Origin of the sequence: Paenibacillus foliorum, from assembly GCF_013141765.1 — a bacterium.
Lineage (GTDB): Bacteria > Bacillota > Bacilli > Paenibacillales > NBRC-103111 > Paenibacillus_S > Paenibacillus_S foliorum.
On the sequence record NZ_WHOD01000013.1, the window covers coordinates 1 to 22,211 of the forward strand.

Genomic DNA, 22,211 nt, shown 5'->3' on the forward strand with positions numbered 1-22,211 from the left:
AACGGTATTGCAAGTGTGAGCGGAGCAACTTATAGTGGGCTGAGCTTGAACGTAGGAGATAACCCGATTCAAGTGATAGTTACAGCTGCGAATAAATCAGCCAAAACGTATACAGTGATAGTTAAACGACTTGGATCAGACAGTTCCCGTAACCGGAACCCAGGCGGAACTTCCTCAAGTATTGCTGATACAGCAGTTACGGGAGCTACAGGAGTAACGGAAATCAAAACCATGGATGGCAAGCCGGTGGCGTTTACAATTGTAAACGAAGGACAGGTTGAAAAGGCTTTGCAAAACATAAAATCAGGTTTGCTTACCATCTCGGTTGATAGCCGGGAGGCCGAACAAGTGAATATTAAGCTGGACAGTAAAGCGTTGCAAAAAATAATTGATGCCCAATCGATTCAGACTATTTCGATTGATACCAAGCTAGGTACGTATCTGCTGCCGATCCAGCAAATTCACATCCTCCAATGGGCAGCACAATTGAACGTCAAACGCGAAGATATGCAGCTTGAGATCATTATTAGCAGGAACGATGGCGCCGAGCAGCGTGCTGGAGCATCCGGAATTAAGGTGCTTGGCGCAGTAGATTTTACAGTGCAGGTATCTTCGTCAGATGGAAAAACGTTGAATATCGATTCATTTACCCAGTATGTAGCTAGGAGTATCAAATCGGAGAGCCCATTCAATGATGGGAGTCTGGCTGCAGTCCGCGTTTCGACCGATAGTAGCGGTAAGGTGAGCTACTCGCCGGTACCATTTTCTGCAAAAGGCAATGAAGTGACTATTTACAGCAGAACGAACAGTACTTACATGCTGATAGACAATCCACTTTCCTTCAAGGATATTGAGAATCACTGGGCCAAAGCCGACATTCAGAAAATGGCCAACAAACGAATTGTTCAAGGGGTGACATCGGAGGCATTCAGTCCGAATGAACCTGTTACGCGTGCTGAATTCGCTGCACTCATCACCCGCCTTCTTGGATTAGAGAATGCCGATCTGTCAAGCGAGCTCAGCTTCAAGGATATCCCAAGCGATGCATGGTACCGTGGTTCCGTTGCAGCGGCTGTAGGATCCCGTATTGTGAGTGGATATGAAGACAGCAGCTTCCGTCCCGATCAAACCATTAGCCGGCAGGAGATGGCACTTATGATCTATCGCGCTATTCAATTCGCAGGGAGCAAGGATCAAGAGCCAGTCAATAAGCAGTCTCTGTTTGCTGATCAGGAGAAAATAGCGGACTGGGCACAAGAGGCAGTTCACCGCTTGACCGGCATGAAACTGATGGAAGGCGTATCTACCGATAGTTTCGCGCCTTTCGATGTTGCTACCCGTGCCCAAAGTGCGGTTATGTTATCCAGAGTGCTTTCCGTGCTTTCGTTTACTCGGTAGGGAAGGTCATTTCAGTTGGCAAATATATTAAAAAGATACAACATAATCTAAAAAAATCCCAAGCATCCGCGGCCACATATAGAGTACTCTTAAGGATAAGGGTTATTCAATTGTATGGAGTGGCTCCGGATGTTGGGTATGAAATGAAATGTCAGCTATTGTTCGAGCAATAGCCATCGCCCTGGTGGTTGCGGTATAATTAATATGAATTTATACACATGAACAATTGCAAGACAATAGTATGGAGTACACTTATTTATTACATGGGAGGTACATAGGAATGAGCAATATTGGTGTATGGGAAAATGCGGAGCCTGGCGTAAAACGGAAAATTTTTGAACCAGGTAAAACGATTATGATGATGGAAGTTCATTTTGAAGAGAACGCCGAAGGATACGAGCACAGCCATCCTCATGAGCAGCTGTCCTACTTAATTAAAGGGAAGATCGAATTTACGATCGACGGACAAAAGACAGTGATTGGCGTTGGGGAAACTATCTTTATCCCAAGTGGAGCTAAACACGGTGCCAAGGCTTTGGAACCTAGCATCCTGCTGGATACATTTACTCCGGTTCGGGAAGATTTGGTTAAACGATAATTTGAATTTGGCAGGCGTCCGATTTGGACAAGCGGTTGCATTAAAAAACAGAGCGGGTACCTTCCTGATGTTGTTGGGGCTGGTGCAGCTCTGTTTTTTATTTGTTAAAAACGGTAATTCGTCTTAGATGGACCATGAAGAAGCCGCTGCTTCCGTGTAAGCCCGTTTTACTTGACTGTACCAAAATAGAATTGCAGGCGAATCATGATTTGTTTGGAGAAGGGCGAGCCGCTGCTTCACTAGTTCAATTTCCTCGCTATACAAATAATCGTTCAAAATTTTAGAATGGGCAGCAAGCAGAGCTATAGAGAGCATCTCATTGCTCATGACTCCTTCTCTTAATAAATCATTTCTTAGTCGTTGGACGAGGGATTCCTTCATACTCTCTGATACCTTCCAGTAGGTGAACGGAAGGAGTGATAACCATTTCTTTTGATGCTTTTCCATGAGTCCCTGTGCTTCCATTGATTCGGTTAATTGCTGTTGTATAGTTCGGCTGTTCCATGTGTAGAGGGAGACAATCCAATTTTTGATGGAATCGGGTTGGGGTTTCTTTTTTATTTTATAGGTAATTAAATCCAAATGGGATAGAGATCCTGCAGGTTGTGCTTTGTTAAACATCACTTGATCGTTGCTGGTAAGCCGGATGGTATCCGACAGCATTAACTCCAGCAGGCCCGATGCTGCCAAATAAAATCCGAGCATTCCCGACAGTTGTTTGTTGAATAGGCCAGAGCTATTGTCCAAAGCTAGCAGGGTAAATTGTTCAGATACAGATAATTGCATGACATCCCTCCACTTCTGTATGAAGCTATATTGCTTCTGAGCGAAACCGTTTCATTATAAAAAAAGACCGCTGCCAACTGCTAATACGCAGCTTGCCCGGTCTTTCGGGTGGACCCGATCAGATCAGATGTCTGTGAAATTAATGGTGCCAACAATTTGCGACAGGAATTCAGTTAGTTCAACGGCTTCTTCTTCGGTGATCTTGTATACATGCTCCAGATAGCCTTCTTCCTGCAAATCATCAGGACCGATAACGGCTGTACGTCCCGATTGCAAATCGGTAATGAGCTTCTTTCCAAAAAAACGGTTCGTGTTAGTGATAGCTAAATCGAACCGGTGCAACGATGCACCCACAAAGCAGACAAAGCGGGTGGTTGTTTCCTCGTTCGTATCGTATAAATAATCGAAATCATACATAATTTCATGTCACTCCGTTCAGTCATAATAGCAGTGTACCCTGATTATACATGAACATTGGAGTTCCGGCAAAAGGATAGCAGATCTATTTCGCTACTTAACGTTTTCATTTGCTGTCAAACATGATAGAATTTAAAGAATACAAGCATCATGAGTACTATGTAATTGACCTTATAAGAAACGGGAGGCCGTACTTGAAATGTCTAAAACTAAAATGAGAAGTGATATGATTAAAAAAGGCTTTGATCGCGCACCGCATCGCAGTTTGCTGCGTGCAGCAGGCGTCAAAGAGGAAGATTTCGACAAGCCTTTTATTGCTGTTTGTAACTCTTACATTGATATTGTTCCTGGTCATGTTCATCTTCAGGAGTTCGGGAAAATTGTTAAGGAAGCTATCCGCGAAGCGGGCGGCGTACCCTTTGAATTTAATACAATCGGTGTAGATGACGGAATTGCTATGGGCCATATCGGGATGCGTTATTCGCTGCCAAGCCGCGAAATTATTGCGGATTCCCTTGAAACTGTAGTAGCTGCCCATTGGTTCGATGGCATGGTTTGTATTCCAAACTGTGACAAAATCACTCCGGGTATGATGATGGGAGCATTGCGCGTCAACATTCCGACTATGTTCGTCAGTGGCGGCCCTATGAAAGCGGGTAAAGACAAGAACGGTAAGTCTATCTCGCTATCCTCTGTGTTTGAGGGTGTAGGAGCTTACCAAGCTGGGAAAATTGAAGAAGCAGATTTGACGGAGCTTGAACAATATGGTTGTCCTACATGCGGTTCCTGTTCAGGTATGTTCACAGCCAACTCAATGAACTGTTTGGCAGAAGGTCTTGGCCTTGCGCTTCCAGGTAACGGAACGATTCTTGCCGTAGCAGAAGAACGCAAGGAATTTGTTAAGCGCTCCGCTAAGCAACTTATGGAGCTTATCAAGCTGGATATTAAGCCGCGTGATATCGTTACTTTGGAAGCTATCGATAACGCATTTGCTCTTGATATGGCGATGGGTGGTTCAACAAACACGGTTCTTCACACACTGGCTCTTGCACATGAAGCAGGATTTGAATATCCGATTGAGCGTATCAACGAAGTAGCCAAACGAGTGCCTCACTTGGCGAAGATTGCTCCGGCTTCCGATTATCACATTGAAGATGTTCACAATGCTGGCGGCGTAAGTGCAATTATCAATGAGCTGTTGAAGAAACCAGGCGCATTGAATGGGGATTGCATCACCGTAACCGGTAAAACGCTTCGCGAGAACGTGGCTGGTTGCGAAATTTTGAATAAGGACGTTATCCATCCATTGGACAATCCTCACAGTGAGCAAGGCGGATTGGCTGTATTATTTGGTAATATTGCTCCTCACGGAAGCATTATTAAAGTAGGAGCAGTCGATAAAGAGGTTGGCGGCTACCATAAAGGACCTGCTATTTGCTTCGAGTCTCAGGATGAAGCTTTGTCAGGAATTGCTAACGGCAAGGTAAAAGAAGGACATGTTGTTGTAATCCGTTATGAAGGTCCGAAGGGTGGACCAGGAATGCCGGAAATGCTTGCACCTACCTCACAAATCGTTGGAATGGGTCTCGGCGCTAAAGTAGCTCTTATCACAGACGGTCGATTCTCTGGTGCTTCTCGCGGAATTAGTCTAGGTCATATCTCACCGGAAGCGGCTGAAGGCGGTCCAATAGCGTTCGTTGAAGACGGCGATATCATTGAATTGGATCTGGTTAATCGTACGATTGACCTTCAAATCTCTGATGAAGAGATGGAAGCTCGTAAGGCGAACTGGAAGGGCTTTGAGCCGAAGGTTAAAACAGGTTACTTGGCTCGCTATTCGAAATTGGTTACTTCCGCAAGTACTGGCGGAGTTATGAAGATCTAATATCTATACAGGATAAGGCAGGAGGACAGGGATGTCCCTCCTGTCTTTTTTGCATTAACTTCAATGCAGTTAAATGGTTATCCTAATTCATGAAGATCACTTTGTTGGTTCTCAAAGTATCGATTGTTTAGTCTTCAATATTTTCAACTTGGTCATCGGCTGAAGAGTCATGGGTTGGATGCGCCCCGGGGTAATCACGGGAAATACCTGCGTGCAGCTCGCGGTTCTCATAGGTAAACTGGTTTGGCGGGCGTTGGTCCTCTCGCCAGGGTGTACTTTTGCCAAGGGACTCAGCTATTATACTGGAGCCATACGGACCTTCAGGAAACTCCTCGGCAATAAGGTCATTGCGCTGGGATTCCACCGTTGCCAGATCGGTATATTTGTTACGGTCCTCTTCGATGAATTTGTCTTTCTTTTGAAAAAAGCTCATAGCTGCAGACGCCTCCTCCTATGGTGTTTTGTGAATAGGATGTCCATTGAATGAGTCATTATCCATTTTTCGCCGTATTTCGATCTAATTCTCTTTTTTATATTGCTAGGATCCACTTATTATGCTAAAATGGAAATAATTTCAAACCGTTGAGGAAGCACCTCTCTTACTTTAGTTTTAGTAGGAGGGGTGCTTTTTGCGTTTGAATAATACAAGGGTGGAGGGATGCTTGTTGAATATGTTGTTTTTGAACAGTTTGGAGAAGAAGGTGGGGAAGGATCAGGTACGAAGTGCTCAGGTTTCCATAAGTGAAAGTCAAGGGTATTGGTTTGTGAATTGGAAGGAAACGGAGGAGGACGCTGTATTTCATCATGAATCCTGGTATGAAGGGATCAGCTTAGAAGAGATGTTAACTGTTTTTCGAACAAACATTTTTACTAAACAATGTGATGGATTCATCCCCGTATTCGATGGCATAATCCAGACGGAAGCTGTAAATCTTGAAAGTAGATCAGCGCAAATTCAGTTGCTGCATTATTATAGTGAGCTCCATGTGAACGAGGAGCTATACGAGCAGCTGCGACAGTGGCGGTTAAAGCAGTCAGACCTAGAGAGCAAGTCGCCATTCTTGGTAGCTACGAACCGCTTGCTGCGGATGATCTGCACCTTTCTTCCACACACCACAGAGGAGCTGCAGCAGCTGCCCGGCTTAGGTGCAAACAAGATCACAGCTTATGGCAATGATCTGCTCGAATTTACCCAAAAGCACGAACGAGGAACTACGTTCCCACTGAATTGGGTAGAATCGCAGGTCGACCCTGCCAAGTTTAATGCATGGGTGCAGCATGAGAAGGACCGTAAGCTGAAGGCGGAGCAGAATAAGCGGGATACCAAGCGTAAGCTTCTTGAAGCTATAACGCGCGGAGATAGCTTGGACGCTTTGCGAGAGCAGACACAGCTGCAGCGAAGAGATTTGCTGCTGTGGATTGAGGAGTTAGATCGGGAAGGCTATGATCTGGAGCCATACATTGAACGTATGCTTTTAGATGTATCTGCTGAGGAGCAGGAACTGGCTTGGGCTGCCTTTGAGCTGCAAGGAGACCGTTATTTAAAGCCTGTACTTCAAGCTTTGTACAAGCAAGATGAGCTTGAAGCTAAAGAAGTGGACCGTATTTATGAATGGCTGAGGGTGCTGCGGATGAAGTTTCGCCGCGTGAATATGGTGAGGCAGGCTGAAGCGGGCTAAAGGACATTGATGATTGAATAAGAAAGGCTTTTCACCCTATACTTGCTGAGGTGAAAAGCCTTTTTTGTTATAGCAATTATGATCTTGTCAGGTTATTCGGTCAACAATTAAGGGAAATACTCTTTCAGACGAATGTGTCAGTTCGTATCGGCGCATTTATTTAACGATCATTACGGGTATCTTGGCATGCTGTACAATTTCATAGCTTACACTGCCCAGCAGCAGCTCCTTAAAAGTGCCTAAACCTCTGCTGCCTGTAATGATAAGATCAAATTGATGCTCATCCGCATAGTTCAAAATAACTTTGGCTGGAGGTCCTCCGTCTAATAAAGTTGCTGATGCAAAAGGAAGGTGGGCGACTTGCTGCTTGGCTTCATTAGCTATTACTTCTGCGGCTTCATACAGCTCGTCTTGCACCATTATTGGCGCGGTTAATACCGCATCACCAAGTACCGCAGTAACCATTTGAAATACATGTACGACTTCAAGAAATGAATCCTTTAGTGTCATTTTCATTTCGATAGCTTTATTCAATGCGTTCGTTGCGGTTTCAGAACCGTCATAGGCAACCAATATTTTGTTAAACATGGCTATCACCTCATTATTCTGTTTATTTATATTATTAAACCATTCAGAATATTTCGAAACTGAGCTGAATGAAATAAGTTATACAGTAAACTTTTCCACTACTTTTTGCATTTTCTCAGCCATTCTTGCTAATTCCTCGGAGGAGGAGGTTATTTCCTGCATAGATGCAAGCTGTTCTTCCGAAGCCGCAGAAATATTCTGTGTATGGCCTGCTGATGCCAAAGACATTGTGGATATTTCGACAACGGAAGAAGCTACTTGCTCCGAGCTGGCTGACATTTCCTCTGCTATTGCTGAGATGTCATGGATTTGACTCACCGTATCATTGGCAGAGCGCGCAATCTCGATAAATGCTTGGTTTGCTTTTTCCGTAACAAGCAAGCCTTTATCAACTTCAATAGTTACTTTATTGTTCATTACCTGACCAGCTTTCTCGATCATTGCGAGCATTTCGGAAATGACGGAATTGATGCTATCTGCGCTTGTTTTGGATTGGTCAGCAAGCTTTCTGATCTCACTGGCAACAACTGCGAACCCTTTTCCGCCTTCTCCCGCACGAGCGGCTTCAATAGCGGCATTCAGAGACAACAAGTTCGTCTGACTCGCGATTTCCGTAATAACTGAATTCATTTCACGGATATGATGGGATGACTGCGAGAGGTCACTGATAATAGTTGAAGATTCATTCACTGAGATTTTAATATTCGACATTTGTTCTTTTACTTGTTGAATGGTTTCGCTGCCTGTACTTACATCTTGCTTGGCCTTTAGTACGGAATCAACGATGGTTCCCGCGGCTTCAGCAATTCGCTGTATGCCTACTGCCATTTCTTCCATGGCTTTTGCCGTTTCGTCCGTTGTTTGTGACTGTGTTTCCGCTGCGAGTGCGATTTGTACAATGGCTTTTGTAACATGCTCTGCGGACTCTTCTGTTTGTTCAATGGTTGCAGTCATTTCCTGTGAGGAGGAGGCGAGCTGCATGGAGGTTTCTCCTATTTCACTGACAAGAGCCTGTAAGGAGTCGGCCATATCGTTAAAATCCTTCGCCAGCTCGCCAAACTCATCCTTATGATGTAACTGCACACGTTGGGTAAGGTCACCGTCTTTAATGCTGCTTGTCCCTTTTCTCAATAATCCTAATGGCATTATGATTGATCGAACCATGAAAAAGATTAAAATACCTGATGCGATAAGAGCAACGGCAATAACCGCCATCGTTTTGTGTAAGATAGGCTGTGATGCCTCACTGAACTCGTCTACTAGAATGGCACCAATAATTTTCCAACCGGTCATTTTATTTGTAGTAAAGAAGCCCTCTTTTTTTTGGCCATCCTTATCATAACTAATGACACCGCTATCATTATTCATAACGTCCTTATAATAATCTTCAATAGCCTCTTCACCTGGTTTGACGGTCGGATGAGAGATATACCTGCTCGTCTGATCAAGTGAATATATGTAACCGCGAGAACCGATCTTTACTTGGTTCAGAAGAGCCCCTAGCTTCGATAAATCAAGATTTACTGCGATCATTCCGTTTCCGTCACCGAAGGTTTTTGAAACCGAAATTACCATGTTCTTAGTAGTGGCAGATACATAAGGAGAGGAAATGTTGACTTGTCCTTTATTTTTCATGGAAGCGATATACCAGTCTCTTGTTCTAGGATCATAATTTTGTGGGCCTGGATCAGGCGCCTTCATCCATGCACCATTTTGGTTTCCTAATGTGACTAGCTCAAGCTCGGGGTGTTTGGCTATAAAGCCTTCAATCAAGCTTCGGGTAACTGGATCTTTTTTGTCTACAGAAGAAGATGTGATTTGTGAGGAGAGTAAGTCCACATCCCTCATGACAGGAGCGATGTATTGATCGATGGTATTGTTGGTCATTTCAATGGTTTCTTTTGTAGAGGCGATCATTTTATTTTCCAATTCTGTCTTTGCGCTTTGATAGGATAACAGGCCAATACATAAGCTGGGGATAATGAGAATAATTAAAGAGGTGATGATTAGACGGTTTTTAACGGAGTTTAATTTATAGTTGGCTATTTTCAACGTTCATTCCTTCTTTCACACTGTGATTAGTATGGGTAATAAGGAATATTATAGTTGTTTATGCGACAATTTTCTACAAAAATAAACATAATTCGACAAATATTTCTTGCGCGACAATATGATGTCATTTTTCATAGAAAAAAAGCCTCGACCTTCGGCTGAATGCCTAGGTAGAAGCTTTGTTGAAACGGTGACTCACAGCCAATCCTTTTTACGGAATAATACCAGCATAGATATACCCACAAAGAACATGAAAATAACGGCTGCCAAGCCACCGTATTCCCAATGAATACCTGGGATATACTCGAAGTTCATTCCATAAATTCCGGTGATAAATGTTAGCGGCATGAATATGGTAGTCAATGCCGTAAAAACTCGCATGATTTCATTCGCTCGGTTGGCCAGACTGGATTGGTAGGCCTCACGTAAGTTGCCCATCAGATCGCGGAAAGTATCGAATGTCTCTGAGATTTTGACGGCATTTTCGTAGATGTCTCCAAAATATTTTTTGAGCGGCTCGCTGATCAATCTTAGTTCCTTTTTGTTTAAAGTAGAAATGACTTCTTTCTGTGGAACGAGTACCTTCTTCAACCATAAAATTTCACTACGCAAACCGATGATTTCGTTCAAGTGAGATTTCTTCGTGTGCATTAATATATCTTCTTCCAGCTTCTCGATCTTAACTTCAATCCGATCGCCAACGCTGGTATAATTATCGACTACAAGATCCATCAGATGGTAAAGGAACCGGTCCGGCGCAGCAACCTCTTCCTCCCACAATATCGGCTTTAACGCTCGCAGCTCATTAATTTTTTGACGTGTAACCGTGATGATGTAATGCTTGCCAAGAAAAATGTTCAGAGCTCGCAGAAAGATTTCTTCGTCATCAAAACGAATGCTGTTAATCACTATGAAATAATTAGAATCGTAGAGTTCGATTTTGGGACGTTGCTCCTCTTCGGTCAAGCAGTCCTCTACAGCCAATTCATGAAGATGGAATAAAGGCTGCAGAATCTCCAAATCTTCTGTGTCCGCATCAATCCAATAAAAGCCGTGTTCCGGCGCTTCCATCGCATGAGTTACATCTTCAATCAACGTAAAAATACCGTCCTGCACCAAACGTGTTTTCATCTGCCTCACCCCTTCACATAGATAAGTGACAACCAAGCTTCTTTTTGTCTGAAGTCATGGTTGCACTGTAACCGTGAGGAATACAGCACAGAAGAAACGTCGTCGATTCGTGCGAGACAGCTCCTTAGGTAAATAGGATAATATCAACAGTTAAAAGCATAATGAAACGGCTAAGGTCTGTTCGGCGCAAGCGAATCGGCGGCGTAAGCCGACTGCATTCCAAACGAAATATTCGGTTGTACTTGAACGCAGATACTACTCCTCGGGTCTCCGTCCATTCGATTGCTGCACCCCTTTGCCAATGTTGTCGAATACTTGTCTAGTATAACCCTTCATTTTCCACACATCAAGGTGAAATGAATGGATTATATATGTTTTTTGTATTTATAATATTGTATGCAAAAAAGGGGGGAGATGGTGCTCAGAATGGGCGGATAGCTTTAACGTTTCAACATATTTTGACCGCTTGACGTTAAAGAAGTTTTCGTATAAAGTATTGCTATAACATTCGAATCTTATAATCAGCGTAAGCTGAATGATTCAGATGTTTCAAGAAAAGCAACTGCTTATACACGAATGAATCTTCGTCGAATAAGCATCGATTGAAAGCTTTTCTTATAACATCCGAATCTTATAATCAGCGTAAGCTGAACGATTCGGATGACAACTTCATAAAACTTTAGATTTAAACTCTTATCAAGAGCAGGTGGAGGGACTAGCCCGATGACACCCGGCAACCGACAAACTTTTGTCAATACGCTAACAGCGTGTAGATAGAAGAATGCACGGTGCTAATTCTTGCGGAAGCTTTAAGCTTCTGGGAGATGAGAGAGGACATTGTTAAGTATATAACAAGGCCTTTCTCGTTCGCGCGAAAAAGGCCTTTTTTGTGCCTTTTTGCGGAATTTCGATGATATACAACGGAGATAATGCTTACGAAGCAAACTTTCTACGAAACCACTTAAAGGAGTGATTTACACATGCCTATTAAAATTCCCGATTACTTGCCAGCAAAGGACATCCTATTAAATGAAAACATATTCGTGATGGATGAGACGGTGGCTTATCACCAGGATATCCGCCCCTTGAGGATTGCCATATTGAATTTGATGCCAACCAAAGAAACAACGGAAACGCAGATATTGCGATTAATTGGGAATACACCGCTGCAATTGGAGTTTGTGCTGCTGCATCCAGGAACGCATACTTCTAAGAATACTTCTGCTGAACATTTGGAACAATTTTATAAAACTTTCGAGGATATTAGGCATGAGAAATTCGATGGTCTTATCATCACTGGAGCACCTGTTGAGCAGCTAGAATTTGAAGATGTAACCTACTGGGAAGAACTGAAGCAAATTTTGAAATGGAGCCGAAGTAACGTTACTTCAACTTTGCATATTTGTTGGGCAGCGCAGGCGGGACTTTATTATCACTTTGGTATACCCAAATACGGTTTGGATGAAAAAATGTTCGGCGTATTCCCGCATGTGACCAGCAAGCAAAATGTTAAATTACTGCGTGGATTTGACGAAATGTTCCTGGTACCGCAATCCCGTCATACCGAGGTTCGTAAAGAGGATATCGAAAAGGTGCCTCATCTTGAAATATTATCGGAGTCTCCTGAGGCCGGCGTTTATATAGTTGGAACTAAGGATGGCAAGCATATTTTCGTAACTGGCCATTCTGAATATGATGCATGTACATTGAAGGTTGAATATGACCGTGATGTGAACAAAGGAATGGAAGTAAAGGTGCCAAAAAACTACTATCCTAACGATGATCCATCGCAGCCACCTCTTGTTTCGTGGAGAGCTCATGCGAACCTGCTGTTCTCGAATTGGTTGAACTACTATGTGTACCAAGAAACCCCGTATGATTTACACAAGGAGGACTTTTCTATATGAACGAACAAAATAAAGATTTGAAAATCGAGAGTCGATTGGCTCAAATCGGTTCCATAGAGGAGCCAGTTACAGGAGCGGTTAGCTTCCCGATCTATCAAGCAACAGCTTTCCGCCATCCACAGCTGGGTCAAAGCACTGGCTTTGATTATGCACGTACGAAAAGCCCCACGCGCAAGGTGCTGGAGGAAGCTATCGCACAGCTGGAATCTGGTGACGCGGGCTTTGCCTGCAGCTCGGGTATGGCTGCGCTGCAAACCATCTTTGCTTTGTTCAGTCAAGGCGATCACCTGATTGTTTCCCTTGATTTATATGGAGGCACTTATCGTTTGCTGGAGAAAATCATGTCCCGCTTTGGTGTAACAGCTACGTATGTGGATACGAATGATCTGGATGCATTGGAGTCGCATTATACGGCGAATACCAAAGCGGTGCTGATCGAAACACCAACTAACCCGTTGATGATGATTACTGACCTTGAGCTCGTATGTGGTTGGGCTAAGAAGAAAGGCATCTTATCGATTGTCGATAACACTTTGTTAACTCCTTTCTTCCAACGCCCTATTGAACTCGGAGCCGACATCGTTATTCATAGTGCGACGAAATATTTGGGTGGACACAACGATGTGCTTGCCGGGCTAATTGTAACTAAGGGCAAGGAACTCTCAGAGCAAATGGCATTCTTACATAACTCCATGGGAGCCGTTCTAGGCGCTCAGGACAGCTGGTTGTTAATGAGAGGTATGAAGACTCTGGCAATCCGCATGGAACGCCATCAATATAACGCTACAAAAATGGCTCATTTCCTGCTGCAGCATCCGCAGGTGGAGGATGTTTACTATCCGGCCTTGGAGAGCCATCCAGGCCATGAAATTCAGAAGAGGCAATCTTCAGGCAACACGGGTATATTCTCCTTTAAGCTTAAAGATGCCCGATTCATAGAACCGATATTACGACATATTAAATTAATTGCTTTCGCAGAAAGTCTGGGAGGAGTGGAGTCGCTTATGACTTACCCTGCGATCCAAACCCATGCGGATATTCCTGAAGAAATACGCCGTCAAATTGGTGTGGATGACCGGTTGCTTCGTTATTCAGTCGGCATTGAGCATGTGGACGACCTGATTGCTGATCTGTCTAGAGCGATTGATCTGGCACAAGCGGAAGTCGAGGGGGTTTAGTCGATGGCACGCAAACGCACGGAAGGACAAGCTGAGCGTCAATTCGCAACGAAGCTCATTCATTTTAATAGAGCCATCGATTCAACTACAGGAGCTTCCAGCACTCCAATTTATCAAGCTTCGACTTTCCATCAAGAAGCTCTGGATGATCAGCAGGAATTTGATTACACACGTTCAGGAAATCCGACACGGCAAGCTCTTGAGGACTACATTGCGGTGCTGGAGGGCGGAACGCGCGGTTTTGCTTTCGCATCCGGTATGGCGGCTATTTCGGCTGCTGCCATGCTGCTTTCGTCAGGTGATCATATCATCTGCACAGAAGACGTCTACGGCGGTACCTATCGTCTGTTGAGTACGATCATGACACGGATGAATGTTGAGACAACCTTTGTCGATATGACGGATCTGGACAAGGTAAAGGCTGCGCTCAAGCCGAATACAAAGGCTGTATTCATGGAAACTCCGTCTAACCCTACACTTAAGATTACTGATATTGGTGCGATTACAGCATGGGCTAAGCAGCACGACCTTCTAACGCTGCTAGACAATACGTTCATGACTCCGTATCATCAACGTCCTATTGAACATGGCGTTGATATTGTACTGCATAGTGCAACCAAGTTTTTGGGCGGACATAGTGATGTCACTGCCGGTCTCGCCGTTGTTGCCAATGATAGCTTAGGATTACGTATGAAGCAGCTGCAGAACGGGCTTGGAACCATTCTTGGAGTATCGGATTCATGGCTGTTAATGCGTGGAATGAAAACCCTGAAAACCCGCATGGATGCCCATGAGAAAAGTGCGCTCCGATTGGCTGAATGGCTTACAGAGCATCCTGAAGTAGAAACCGTTTATTATCCGGGGTTGCCGGGTCATCCGGGCCGAGCCATTCATGAGAAACAATCTCTTGGGTACGGCGCAGTTGTATCCTTTGACGTAGGCTCAGGAGAACGTGCCAAAAAGGTATTAAGCAAGGTCGAGATTCCATTGGTTGCAGTCAGTCTGGGTGCTGTGGAAAGTATACTGTCCTACCCAGCCATGATGTCTCATGCGGCAATGCCAAGAGAGGTTCGATTAGAGCGAGGAATTACGGATGGTTTAATTCGATATTCAGTAGGTCTTGAGAGTATTGAGGACTTGATAGCCGATCTGGAGCATGCATTGTCATTTGACGAATAATGTCAGTTTTTCAGCCGAAGGAATGGTAATTGACATTCTTCGGCTGTTTGTTTATGTTTTTTGAGCAATTACTTAGTTCTTCGGCATCATTTTTATTCTGAAAGCGCTGTTTTTTGGTGATTCATACTATTCACTAATGGTTAACTCATGATATGATTAATTTCAAATTTCCAACAATTGTTGGCGGCAAAATGGGGGATACAATGTCCTTACTTTCTTTTTATAAATGGAAAGAAAAATTTAAATTGATTTGTTACTTACCTTTCTCCAACAAGTCATTGAAGTATTTCCCCCCTGATTTTTCACTGCGAGATCCAATAGTATCGATCCTTCAACAATACCGGCGTCAAGGCGGTAGTTGCGGTTTAATTTTGCTTTATATGGAAGATTTTCATCATCTTTTTGCTACATATCCCCACTCTTTTATCCAGAACTTGCAAAAGCACATACGCTTAACTATGCGGGAAGTGATTCCCTCGTTTTTTAAGAAACAAGATATTCTTGGAATTAAGCAATTCGGCGGTGAAAATTTCTGTATTTTCATAAAGGAGCATCAAGGCTTTTCCTATGACGAGCTGCACCGCAAATCTATACTGCTTCGGAATGAGTTAGAACGTAGATTGCGCTTGCCTGCCCGATTTCATGAAGAGGCATCATACACATTCCAGACCGGCTGCTATATGATCAATCAGGATATTGAAAATACAGAAGCGGCCATACATAGTGCCTACCATTATGCCCATTCGATTGCAACGAAGAAACTGCCAGCTCATTTCACTAAATCCAGGCAGCACTTAGTTGATATTATACATACGGAGAATATTTCGGTGCTGACGCAGCCGATTATGAATTTAAACACGGGTGAAATATTCGGGTGGGAGATTTTGACACGAGGTCCGCATAATACTCCTTTTCACTCTCCTGTGGAACTGTTTGATTTTGCTTATCAGGCTGATTTATTATCGAAAATGGAGTTCTTGGTTATCAAGAAAGCTTTTAATGAAATTGCCGTACGACACATCCGCGAGCAAGTGTTCATCAACATCACTCCTGTTACTTTGTGCCATCCACTTTTTCTGAATCAACTGCTTGCTGTAATGGCTCAGCATCCGGAAATTTCACCCTCGCAGATCGTCTTAGAGATCACAGAGCGCCATGCCATCCGTAACTTTGAGTACATGGGTCATTTATTAACCAAATACCGCTCTCATGGCTTTCGTTTTGCTGTTGATGATGCTGGTGCAGGGTACTCGAGTCTACAAACAATCTCGGAGCTGGTACCCGACATCATTAAGATCGATAGGTCGCTTATCCAAAATATCGATAAGTTCGAAGTGAAACAGTCGCTTCTTCGCGCTATGCTTCATTTTGCGGAAAATATCAATTGCCAAGTTATTGCTGAGGGTGTTGAAAGGCAAGAAGAAGCTGATATTTTGTATGAAATGCAGGTACAGATGGGGCAAGGCTTTTATTTCGCAAGACCGGAGCCTTTCGTTGCCGATCAAGATCGGACCCAACAGTTTCGATTGGTGAAAGAGAAGATAAGAGGGAATCGTCAAGTTTATAGCGCCTAATACGATATGTACTAAAACAAGAGATTACCGAAGAGCCATTTACTCGGGGTAATCTCTTGTTTGTTAATAAGGCATTTATAGATAATCGATTACCTACCTATGCAACGGGTTATTACAACGATAGCTCTCTGCACTTCTGAGGATTTCTTTAATGACTAAGCTCTTCGTTTATGGTACGATAGTTTAGATGATTTTCTTCGTATACAAAACATATAGCCAGAATAAAAGGAGTGAGCAGGATGAGTTCCGTTGACCGCATCCTTGATAGTGCTTTAGCAGGAAACCGTATCAGTCTTGAGGACTGCATCGAATTATATGAATCTGACCAGATTGAGAAAATGGGACATGTAGCCAATCAAATTATGCTCAAGCACCATCCGGAGCCGATAACTACATTCGTTATTGGTCGTAATGTCAATTACACTAATATTTGCGATGTGTACTGTAAGTTTTGTGCCTTCTACCGTGCTCCTGGTTCTAAAGAGGGTTACGTTCTATCGGACGAGACTATCTTCAATAAAATTCAAGAGACGTTGGATGTTGGCGGTACGGAGATATTGATGCAGGGCGGTACGAACCCGAACCTTCCGTTTACTTACTATACAAACATTCTTCGCGAGATTAAGAAGCGGTTTTCCATTCAAATGCACTCTTTCTCTCCAGCAGAAATTTTGAAGATGAAGGATGTATCGGACGGGCTTACGCTTGAAGAGGTTATGCGCGAGCTGCACGAGGCTGGATTAGATTCATTGCCTGGCGGGGGCGCTGAAATATTGGATGATCGTACGCGTAGAAAGATCAGTCGTCTGAAAGGGTCCTGGCGTGATTGGATGGACGTAATGCAAACGGCTCATAAAATCGGTATGCATACCACAGGTACCATGGTAATTGGTTTTGGTGAATCCATGGAGGAGCGCGCGCTTCACTTGCTTCGGATTCGTGACGCGCAAGACGAATGCATTGCCAATAAGCATAAGACACCTGGATTTCTAGCCTTTATCTCTTGGTTGTTTCAACCCGATAATACCAATTTGAAAGCTGAGAAGCTGGGGCCTCAAGATTATCTGAAAAATGTCGCGATCAGCCGGATCATGCTGGATAACATCCCTAACTTCCAATCTTCTTGGGTAACAATGGGACCTGAGGTTGGGAAGCAATCCCTTCATTATGGCTGCAACGATTTTGGTTCTACCATGATTGAGGAGAATGTTGTTTCCGCCGCTGGTACCACGCACAAGGTTAATATTTCATCTACTTTGGACATCATCCGTGAAGCAGGTAAAATCCCTGCACAGCGCAATACTAAGTATGACATTATCCGCGTGTTTGACGATGTAAATGAAAAGATTGAAAACGACTTTATGATGCAAAATTAATAGAAATGATAATAAAAAAACAACGAACCCGATTAATTCGAGTTCGTTGTTTCTTTTTGTGGATCGTGGACCACCGTTCGGTTGCGTCCAGTTCTTTTCGCTTCATATAATGCCTGATCGGCTCCTGTGAAGAGTGCTTCCTTGGTACAGCCCTTTTCATAATCTTGAACACCGATACTGATAGTTACCGCACTGCCCTTCAGTTCCTCATGATGCTGCTCTTCAATGTAGGTACGAATGTTCTCGAGATTGATCAGAGTTTCATTCAATTCGATATCTGTAAAAATAACAGCAAATTCCTCGCCGCCATAACGCGCTGTAAAATCGTTGGGTGAAACCAGCGATGTTATAGAATGTGCGACCTTCTTCAGTACAGCATCGCCTGCTCGGTGACCGAAGGTATCGTTTACCTTCTTGAAGTGATCAATATCCAGAACTGCTAGTTGGAAAGAAAGATCGTATTTCTCCCCTTGCTCAATTAACTTGTCCAAATATTCATGGAAGGACATGTGATTATATAATCCGGTTAGTGCATCGGTTTTTATTAGCTTGTCCATGATTACATTTTTCACAAGAAGATCTTGGCTAGATGCGAGTGAAGTTTGCAAATGCTTCAACAGCTCAGACCCGCGGCTCATAACACTTAATGCAACAATTGCGCCGCAGAGAAGAACACAGGTCATAATAATGAGGTCATTTGTTGAATACAAGGCCGTCTCACGTAAGCACAATACGTAAAGTGCGAAGAAGCTAATTAAACTAAGGATTGCTGAGAAAATAACCTTACGGAACTGAAAATATAATACGGAGATTAGAATGGGAAGGTACAACGTTGTTAATAAAACGCTGTCTTCAGGAAATACATAAATCAGACTGTCAGGAATAATGAAGGCACCCGTAATAATGAGATAATCATGCCCTCTCTTCAGCCAATAATTGGCCGCCTCCAAAACTGCCACCCCAAGAATCCACACGACTCCAAGAGTGATTATCGGTATCGAATCGTATTGCTTGGTAAAATAACTAATCACATTACTCACAATGGAGAACAAAACAGCAAGGCCTATAATAATCCAATAACCGTTTAATAGCTTACGGTTCCATAGAGGCAAGTTAACCAATTGTATAAAGTCAAACCCCATTCAGTTGTCACTCCATTATTGCGGCTTTCTAATTACTTAACTATACCATGGGAAATTGTTGTTTGTATATATGCCTTCAAGTGACCATATACTTTAAGTAAGAGCTATTAGGTAAGAAGGGAGTGAATGGTATGAAGCTGTTTGCTTTGACTTTAATGAAAGTACCGGACGAATCGGTTCAACGTCTTCAAGAATCGATAGCAGCTGCGGTATGGGATTCTTATAAACAAAATGCAGTAATTGACCTAAAGCAAGATAAAATTTGTTCTGTAATTGAAGTTAATGGAGTCATGCCGCGATTTCAATTGGACAAACGTATGGACGCGCTTCTTCAGAAAGTTTCTGAGAAAGTTGCAGATTGGATTATAAGTGATAAAGAAGAGGAATTGCTGAAGGCTCTGATTTTGAAAGAATTTGATTACAAGCAAGAAAATGATATTAGCTCGATCCTAAGTTATTACAGACAAATGCTGCATATGGAGAGGACGGACGAAAGCTGGGAGCAGCGAGAACTGGTGCTGCACCGTAAGGAAAAAATCCGCTTGAGCATCTACACTTTTATGCAGGAAAATACAGTGTTGAACATCGACGGCTTCATGAAATTTCGTCTAAATGAATATAGGGAAGAGCTCCGGGAAATGGCGGAGTATGCCATAGATGAGTTTTTAATGGATCAACAATATCGGGAGTTCATCTCGCTGCTACAATATTTTGTATACATTCAGGAAGCCAAAATACCGCTTGCCCATTTAATACATAAAGGCGGCAATGAGTTCTTGCTTTTAAACGAAGAAATGGAAAAAATCGATACAACAGGCGATACAACTTTGACCATCGAAATGCTTGAAAAAGACATTAATTTTGAGGATGTCATCGTAAGTACGCTAATTTCTGTATCCCCACAGCTTATTTATATTCACACAAGAGATCCAGATGTACAAATTATCCAAACGATTAAGCAAATTTTTGAAAATCGTGTTGAGATTTGTGAATATTGTAGGTTATGCCAAAATCTTGACCGCTCGGCTGCATCTGATTATAATAAGGGATAAGACTGAAATCAAAGACAACAATGATGAAGTGCTGCACAGAGAGAGGAGACTTGGCTGTAATCTCCTTCAGTTAAACGACATTCATTTACCCCTTTGTAGTTGGGAGATGGAACGCAGGTGTTTTTTGCCTGACTAGTAAATTTCTCCGGTTCATTTCCGTTATCAGATGCTTATTGAGGATTCGTTGTTTCAACCTGCTTAATCAGGAAAGACTGCGAATCGAATTAGGGTGGAACCACGAGACCAAGCGCACTCGTCCCTTTCTGGGATGATGCGCTTTTTTGCTTGCATAAAAAGAATAGGAGCTGAAACAAAATGGCAGTAAAAGTAACTTTTCCGGATGGAGCAGTAAAAGAGTATGAGCAAGGAATCACAATTGAAGAAATTGCCGGTTCGATCAGCTCAGGACTTAAGAAAAATTCAGTGATTGGTAAAATTAATGGAAAAGCTGTAGACCTGAACACACCATTGGAGCAGGATGCTGCTATATCCATTGTGACACTGGACAGCGAGGATGGCCTGGAGGTATATCGACACAGTACAGCCCATCTAATGGCACAGGCGATTAAACGCATCTATGGTGAGAAGGCAGTAAAGCTCGGAATCGGTCCTGTGATCGAAGATGGCTTTTATTACGATATTGACCTGGAAACACCGCTGACTCCGGACGATCTGGTCAAGATCGAGAAGGAAATGGAGAAGGTTGCTCAAGAAAATCTGCCAATCCGCAGACGTGTGGTTAGCCGAGAAGAGGCCAATCGTATCTTTACTGAGCTTGAGGATCCATTAAAGCTTGAATTAATCCGTGATTTACCGGAAGATGCTGAATTGACTATTTATGATCAAGGGGAGTTTTTTGACCTCTGCCGTGGACCTCACTTGCCTTCAACAGGACGCATTAAAGCCTTTAAGCTTCTAAGTGTAGCAGGGGCTTACTGGCGCGGGGATTCTAAGAATAAAATGCTTCAACGTATATACGGAACAGCTTTTCCGAAAAAGGCTGATCTAGATGAGCACCTGCACCTGCTGGAGGAAGCTAAAAAGCGTGATCACCGCAAGCTGGGCAAGGAATTGAAAATGTTCACTTTCTCCCGTGAAGTGGGACAAGGATTGCCGTTATGGCTGCCGCATGGTGCTAAATTACGCCGTACTATGGAACGATATATTGTTGATTTGGAAGAAAGATTGGGCTACCAGCATGTGTACACACCGGTGCTTGCTAACGTTGAGTTATACAAAACATCAGGTCACTGGGAGCACTACCAGGAGGATATGTTCCCGAAAATGATTATGGACAATGAAGAGCTTGTCCTTCGTCCAATGAACTGTCCCCATCATATGATGGTATATAAAAGCGATATGCGCAGCTACAGAGATCTTCCCGTACGAATAGCTGAGCTTGGAACCATGCATCGTTACGAAATGTCAGGTGCTTTGACAGGGCTTCACCGAGTTAGAGCCATGACATTGAATGATGCGCATATATTCTGCCGCCCGGATCAAATTAAAGAAGAGTTTGCACGAGTAGTTAACTTGATTCGTCACGTTTATGAAGACTTCGGTATTAAGGATTACCGTTTCCGTTTGTCCTACCGGGATCCTAAGGATACAGAGAAATACTTCCCGAATGACGAAATGTGGGAAATGTCTCAACGTATGCTTCGTGAGGTGGTTGAGGAATTGGGCTTGCCGTTCTATGAAGCGGAAGGCGAAGCTGCTTTCTATGGTCCAAAGCTCGATGTGCAGATCAAAACTGCTCTGAAAAAGGAAGAAACTCTGGGGACAGCTCAGCTTGACTTCTTGCTGCCAGAGCGTTTCGAGCTTGAATACGTCGGAGATGATGGACAGAAGCATCGTCCTGTGGTTATCCACCGCGGCGTCATCTCTACGATGGAACGAATGACTGCATTCCTTTTGGAAAATTTTGCAGGGGCTTTGCCAACTTGGTTATGTCCGGTACAAGCCAAGGTAATCCCGGTTTCAACAGCATTTGAAAGCTATGCTAAAGAGGTCGCTGAGAAGCTTCAGCTTGCTGGTGTACGAGTGGAATCGGATCTTCGCAACGAGAAGCTAGGCTATAAAATACGTGAGGCTCAGCTCGAGAAGATTCCTTATATGCTTGTTGTAGGAGAAAATGAAATGAATAGCTCAAGTGTGTCTGTTCGTAGACGCGGAGAAGGCGATCTGGGCATCCAGAGCTTGGATAGTGTCGTGGCTATGATTGAAACAGCAATAAGAACAAAGCAAATCGACTAATAGATGTAAAGAT

The 22,211-nt window shown here is 43.4% G+C and carries 18 protein-coding genes and 1 riboswitch; of the genes, 11 read left to right on the plus strand and 7 right to left on the minus strand.

What is annotated here, in order from left to right:
* A partial coding sequence (locus tag GC093_RS02700) for an S-layer homology domain-containing protein (RefSeq protein ID WP_171650320.1) occupies positions 1-1,398 on the plus strand: 1,398 nt, incomplete at its 5' end.
* A 280-nt stretch (positions 1,399-1,678) separates the two neighbouring features.
* Positions 1,679-1,996 carry a cupin domain-containing protein gene (locus GC093_RS02705; RefSeq protein WP_171650321.1) on the plus strand — a complete coding sequence of 106 codons (318 nt, stop codon included), beginning with the start codon at positions 1,679-1,681 and terminating at the stop codon, positions 1,994-1,996.
* 123 nt (positions 1,997-2,119) lie between these two features.
* Here GC093_RS02705 and GC093_RS02710 read toward each other — a convergent pair whose 3' ends face one another.
* Both GC093_RS02710 and GC093_RS02715 read right to left on the minus strand, forming a co-directional pair.
* Positions 2,120-2,782: a GOLPH3/VPS74 family protein gene (locus tag GC093_RS02710; RefSeq protein WP_171650322.1), complete on the minus strand. Its 663-nt coding sequence runs from the start codon at positions 2,780-2,782 to the stop codon at positions 2,120-2,122.
* Between the two features lie 123 nt (positions 2,783-2,905).
* On the minus strand, positions 2,906-3,199 hold the full coding sequence (locus GC093_RS02715; RefSeq protein WP_171650323.1) for a DUF3055 domain-containing protein: 294 nt from the start codon (positions 3,197-3,199) through the stop codon (positions 2,906-2,908).
* A gap of 199 nt (positions 3,200-3,398) precedes the next feature.
* On the opposite strand from GC093_RS02715, the gene ilvD reads away from it, so the two are divergent.
* Positions 3,399-5,084, plus strand: coding sequence for a dihydroxy-acid dehydratase (gene ilvD, locus GC093_RS02720; RefSeq protein ID WP_171650324.1), 1,686 nt, complete (start codon positions 3,399-3,401; stop codon positions 5,082-5,084).
* A gap of 127 nt (positions 5,085-5,211) precedes the next feature.
* Here the strand turns inward: ilvD and GC093_RS02725 are convergent, their stop codons facing one another.
* Positions 5,212-5,517, minus strand: coding sequence for a hypothetical protein (locus GC093_RS02725; protein WP_171650325.1), 306 nt, complete (start codon positions 5,515-5,517; stop codon positions 5,212-5,214).
* Between the two features lie 196 nt (positions 5,518-5,713).
* On the opposite strand from GC093_RS02725, the gene GC093_RS02730 reads away from it, so the two are divergent.
* Complete coding sequence (locus tag GC093_RS02730) at positions 5,714-6,763, plus strand: HRDC domain-containing protein (RefSeq protein ID WP_246313308.1); 1,050 nt, start codon at positions 5,714-5,716, stop codon at positions 6,761-6,763.
* Positions 6,764-6,919: 156 nt separating this feature from the next.
* Here the strand turns inward: GC093_RS02730 and GC093_RS02735 are convergent, their stop codons facing one another.
* The 3 genes from GC093_RS02735 to corA form a co-directional block, all read right to left on the minus strand.
* A complete protein-coding gene (locus tag GC093_RS02735) occupies positions 6,920-7,351 on the minus strand; it encodes a universal stress protein (protein ID WP_171650326.1) in 432 nt (143 codons plus the stop codon).
* 78 nt (positions 7,352-7,429) lie between these two features.
* Positions 7,430-9,403, minus strand: coding sequence for a methyl-accepting chemotaxis protein (locus tag GC093_RS02740; protein ID WP_171650327.1), 1,974 nt, complete (start codon positions 9,401-9,403; stop codon positions 7,430-7,432).
* Positions 9,404-9,598: 195 nt separating this feature from the next.
* On the minus strand, positions 9,599-10,534 hold the full coding sequence (gene corA / locus GC093_RS02745; RefSeq protein ID WP_171650328.1) for a magnesium/cobalt transporter CorA: 936 nt from the start codon (positions 10,532-10,534) through the stop codon (positions 9,599-9,601).
* Between the two features lie 690 nt (positions 10,535-11,224).
* A riboswitch (SAM riboswitch) is annotated at positions 11,225-11,365 on the plus strand.
* A gap of 149 nt (positions 11,366-11,514) precedes the next feature.
* On the opposite strand from corA, the gene metA reads away from it, so the two are divergent.
* From metA to mqnC, 5 genes are all read left to right on the plus strand, one after another.
* Positions 11,515-12,441, plus strand: coding sequence for a homoserine O-acetyltransferase MetA (gene metA, locus GC093_RS02750; protein WP_171650329.1), 927 nt, complete (start codon positions 11,515-11,517; stop codon positions 12,439-12,441).
* Positions 12,438-13,619, plus strand: coding sequence for an aminotransferase class I/II-fold pyridoxal phosphate-dependent enzyme (locus GC093_RS02755; protein WP_171650330.1), 1,182 nt, complete (start codon positions 12,438-12,440; stop codon positions 13,617-13,619). Before metA ends, GC093_RS02755 begins: the two co-directional genes overlap by 4 nt.
* A gap of 3 nt (positions 13,620-13,622) precedes the next feature.
* A complete protein-coding gene (locus GC093_RS02760) occupies positions 13,623-14,798 on the plus strand; it encodes a trans-sulfuration enzyme family protein (protein WP_171650331.1) in 1,176 nt (391 codons plus the stop codon).
* A 380-nt stretch (positions 14,799-15,178) separates the two neighbouring features.
* A complete protein-coding gene (locus GC093_RS02765; protein WP_171650332.1) occupies positions 15,179-16,372 on the plus strand; it encodes an EAL domain-containing protein in 1,194 nt (397 codons plus the stop codon).
* Between the two features lie 239 nt (positions 16,373-16,611).
* Complete coding sequence (gene mqnC / locus GC093_RS02770) at positions 16,612-17,748, plus strand: cyclic dehypoxanthinyl futalosine synthase (protein WP_171650333.1); 1,137 nt, start codon at positions 16,612-16,614, stop codon at positions 17,746-17,748.
* Between the two features lie 32 nt (positions 17,749-17,780).
* Here the strand turns inward: mqnC and GC093_RS02775 are convergent, their stop codons facing one another.
* Positions 17,781-18,890 carry a GGDEF domain-containing protein gene (locus GC093_RS02775; RefSeq protein ID WP_171650334.1) on the minus strand — a complete coding sequence of 370 codons (1,110 nt, stop codon included), beginning with the start codon at positions 18,888-18,890 and terminating at the stop codon, positions 17,781-17,783.
* Between the two features lie 131 nt (positions 18,891-19,021).
* On the opposite strand from GC093_RS02775, the gene ytxC reads away from it, so the two are divergent.
* Both ytxC and thrS read left to right on the plus strand, forming a co-directional pair.
* On the plus strand, positions 19,022-19,942 hold the full coding sequence (ytxC, locus tag GC093_RS02780) for a putative sporulation protein YtxC (RefSeq protein ID WP_171650335.1): 921 nt from the start codon (positions 19,022-19,024) through the stop codon (positions 19,940-19,942).
* A gap of 315 nt (positions 19,943-20,257) precedes the next feature.
* Positions 20,258-22,198, plus strand: a complete 1,941-nt coding sequence (thrS, locus tag GC093_RS02785; protein ID WP_171650336.1) for a threonine--tRNA ligase — start codon at positions 20,258-20,260, stop codon at positions 22,196-22,198.
* Positions 22,199-22,211: the final 13 nt, after the last annotated feature.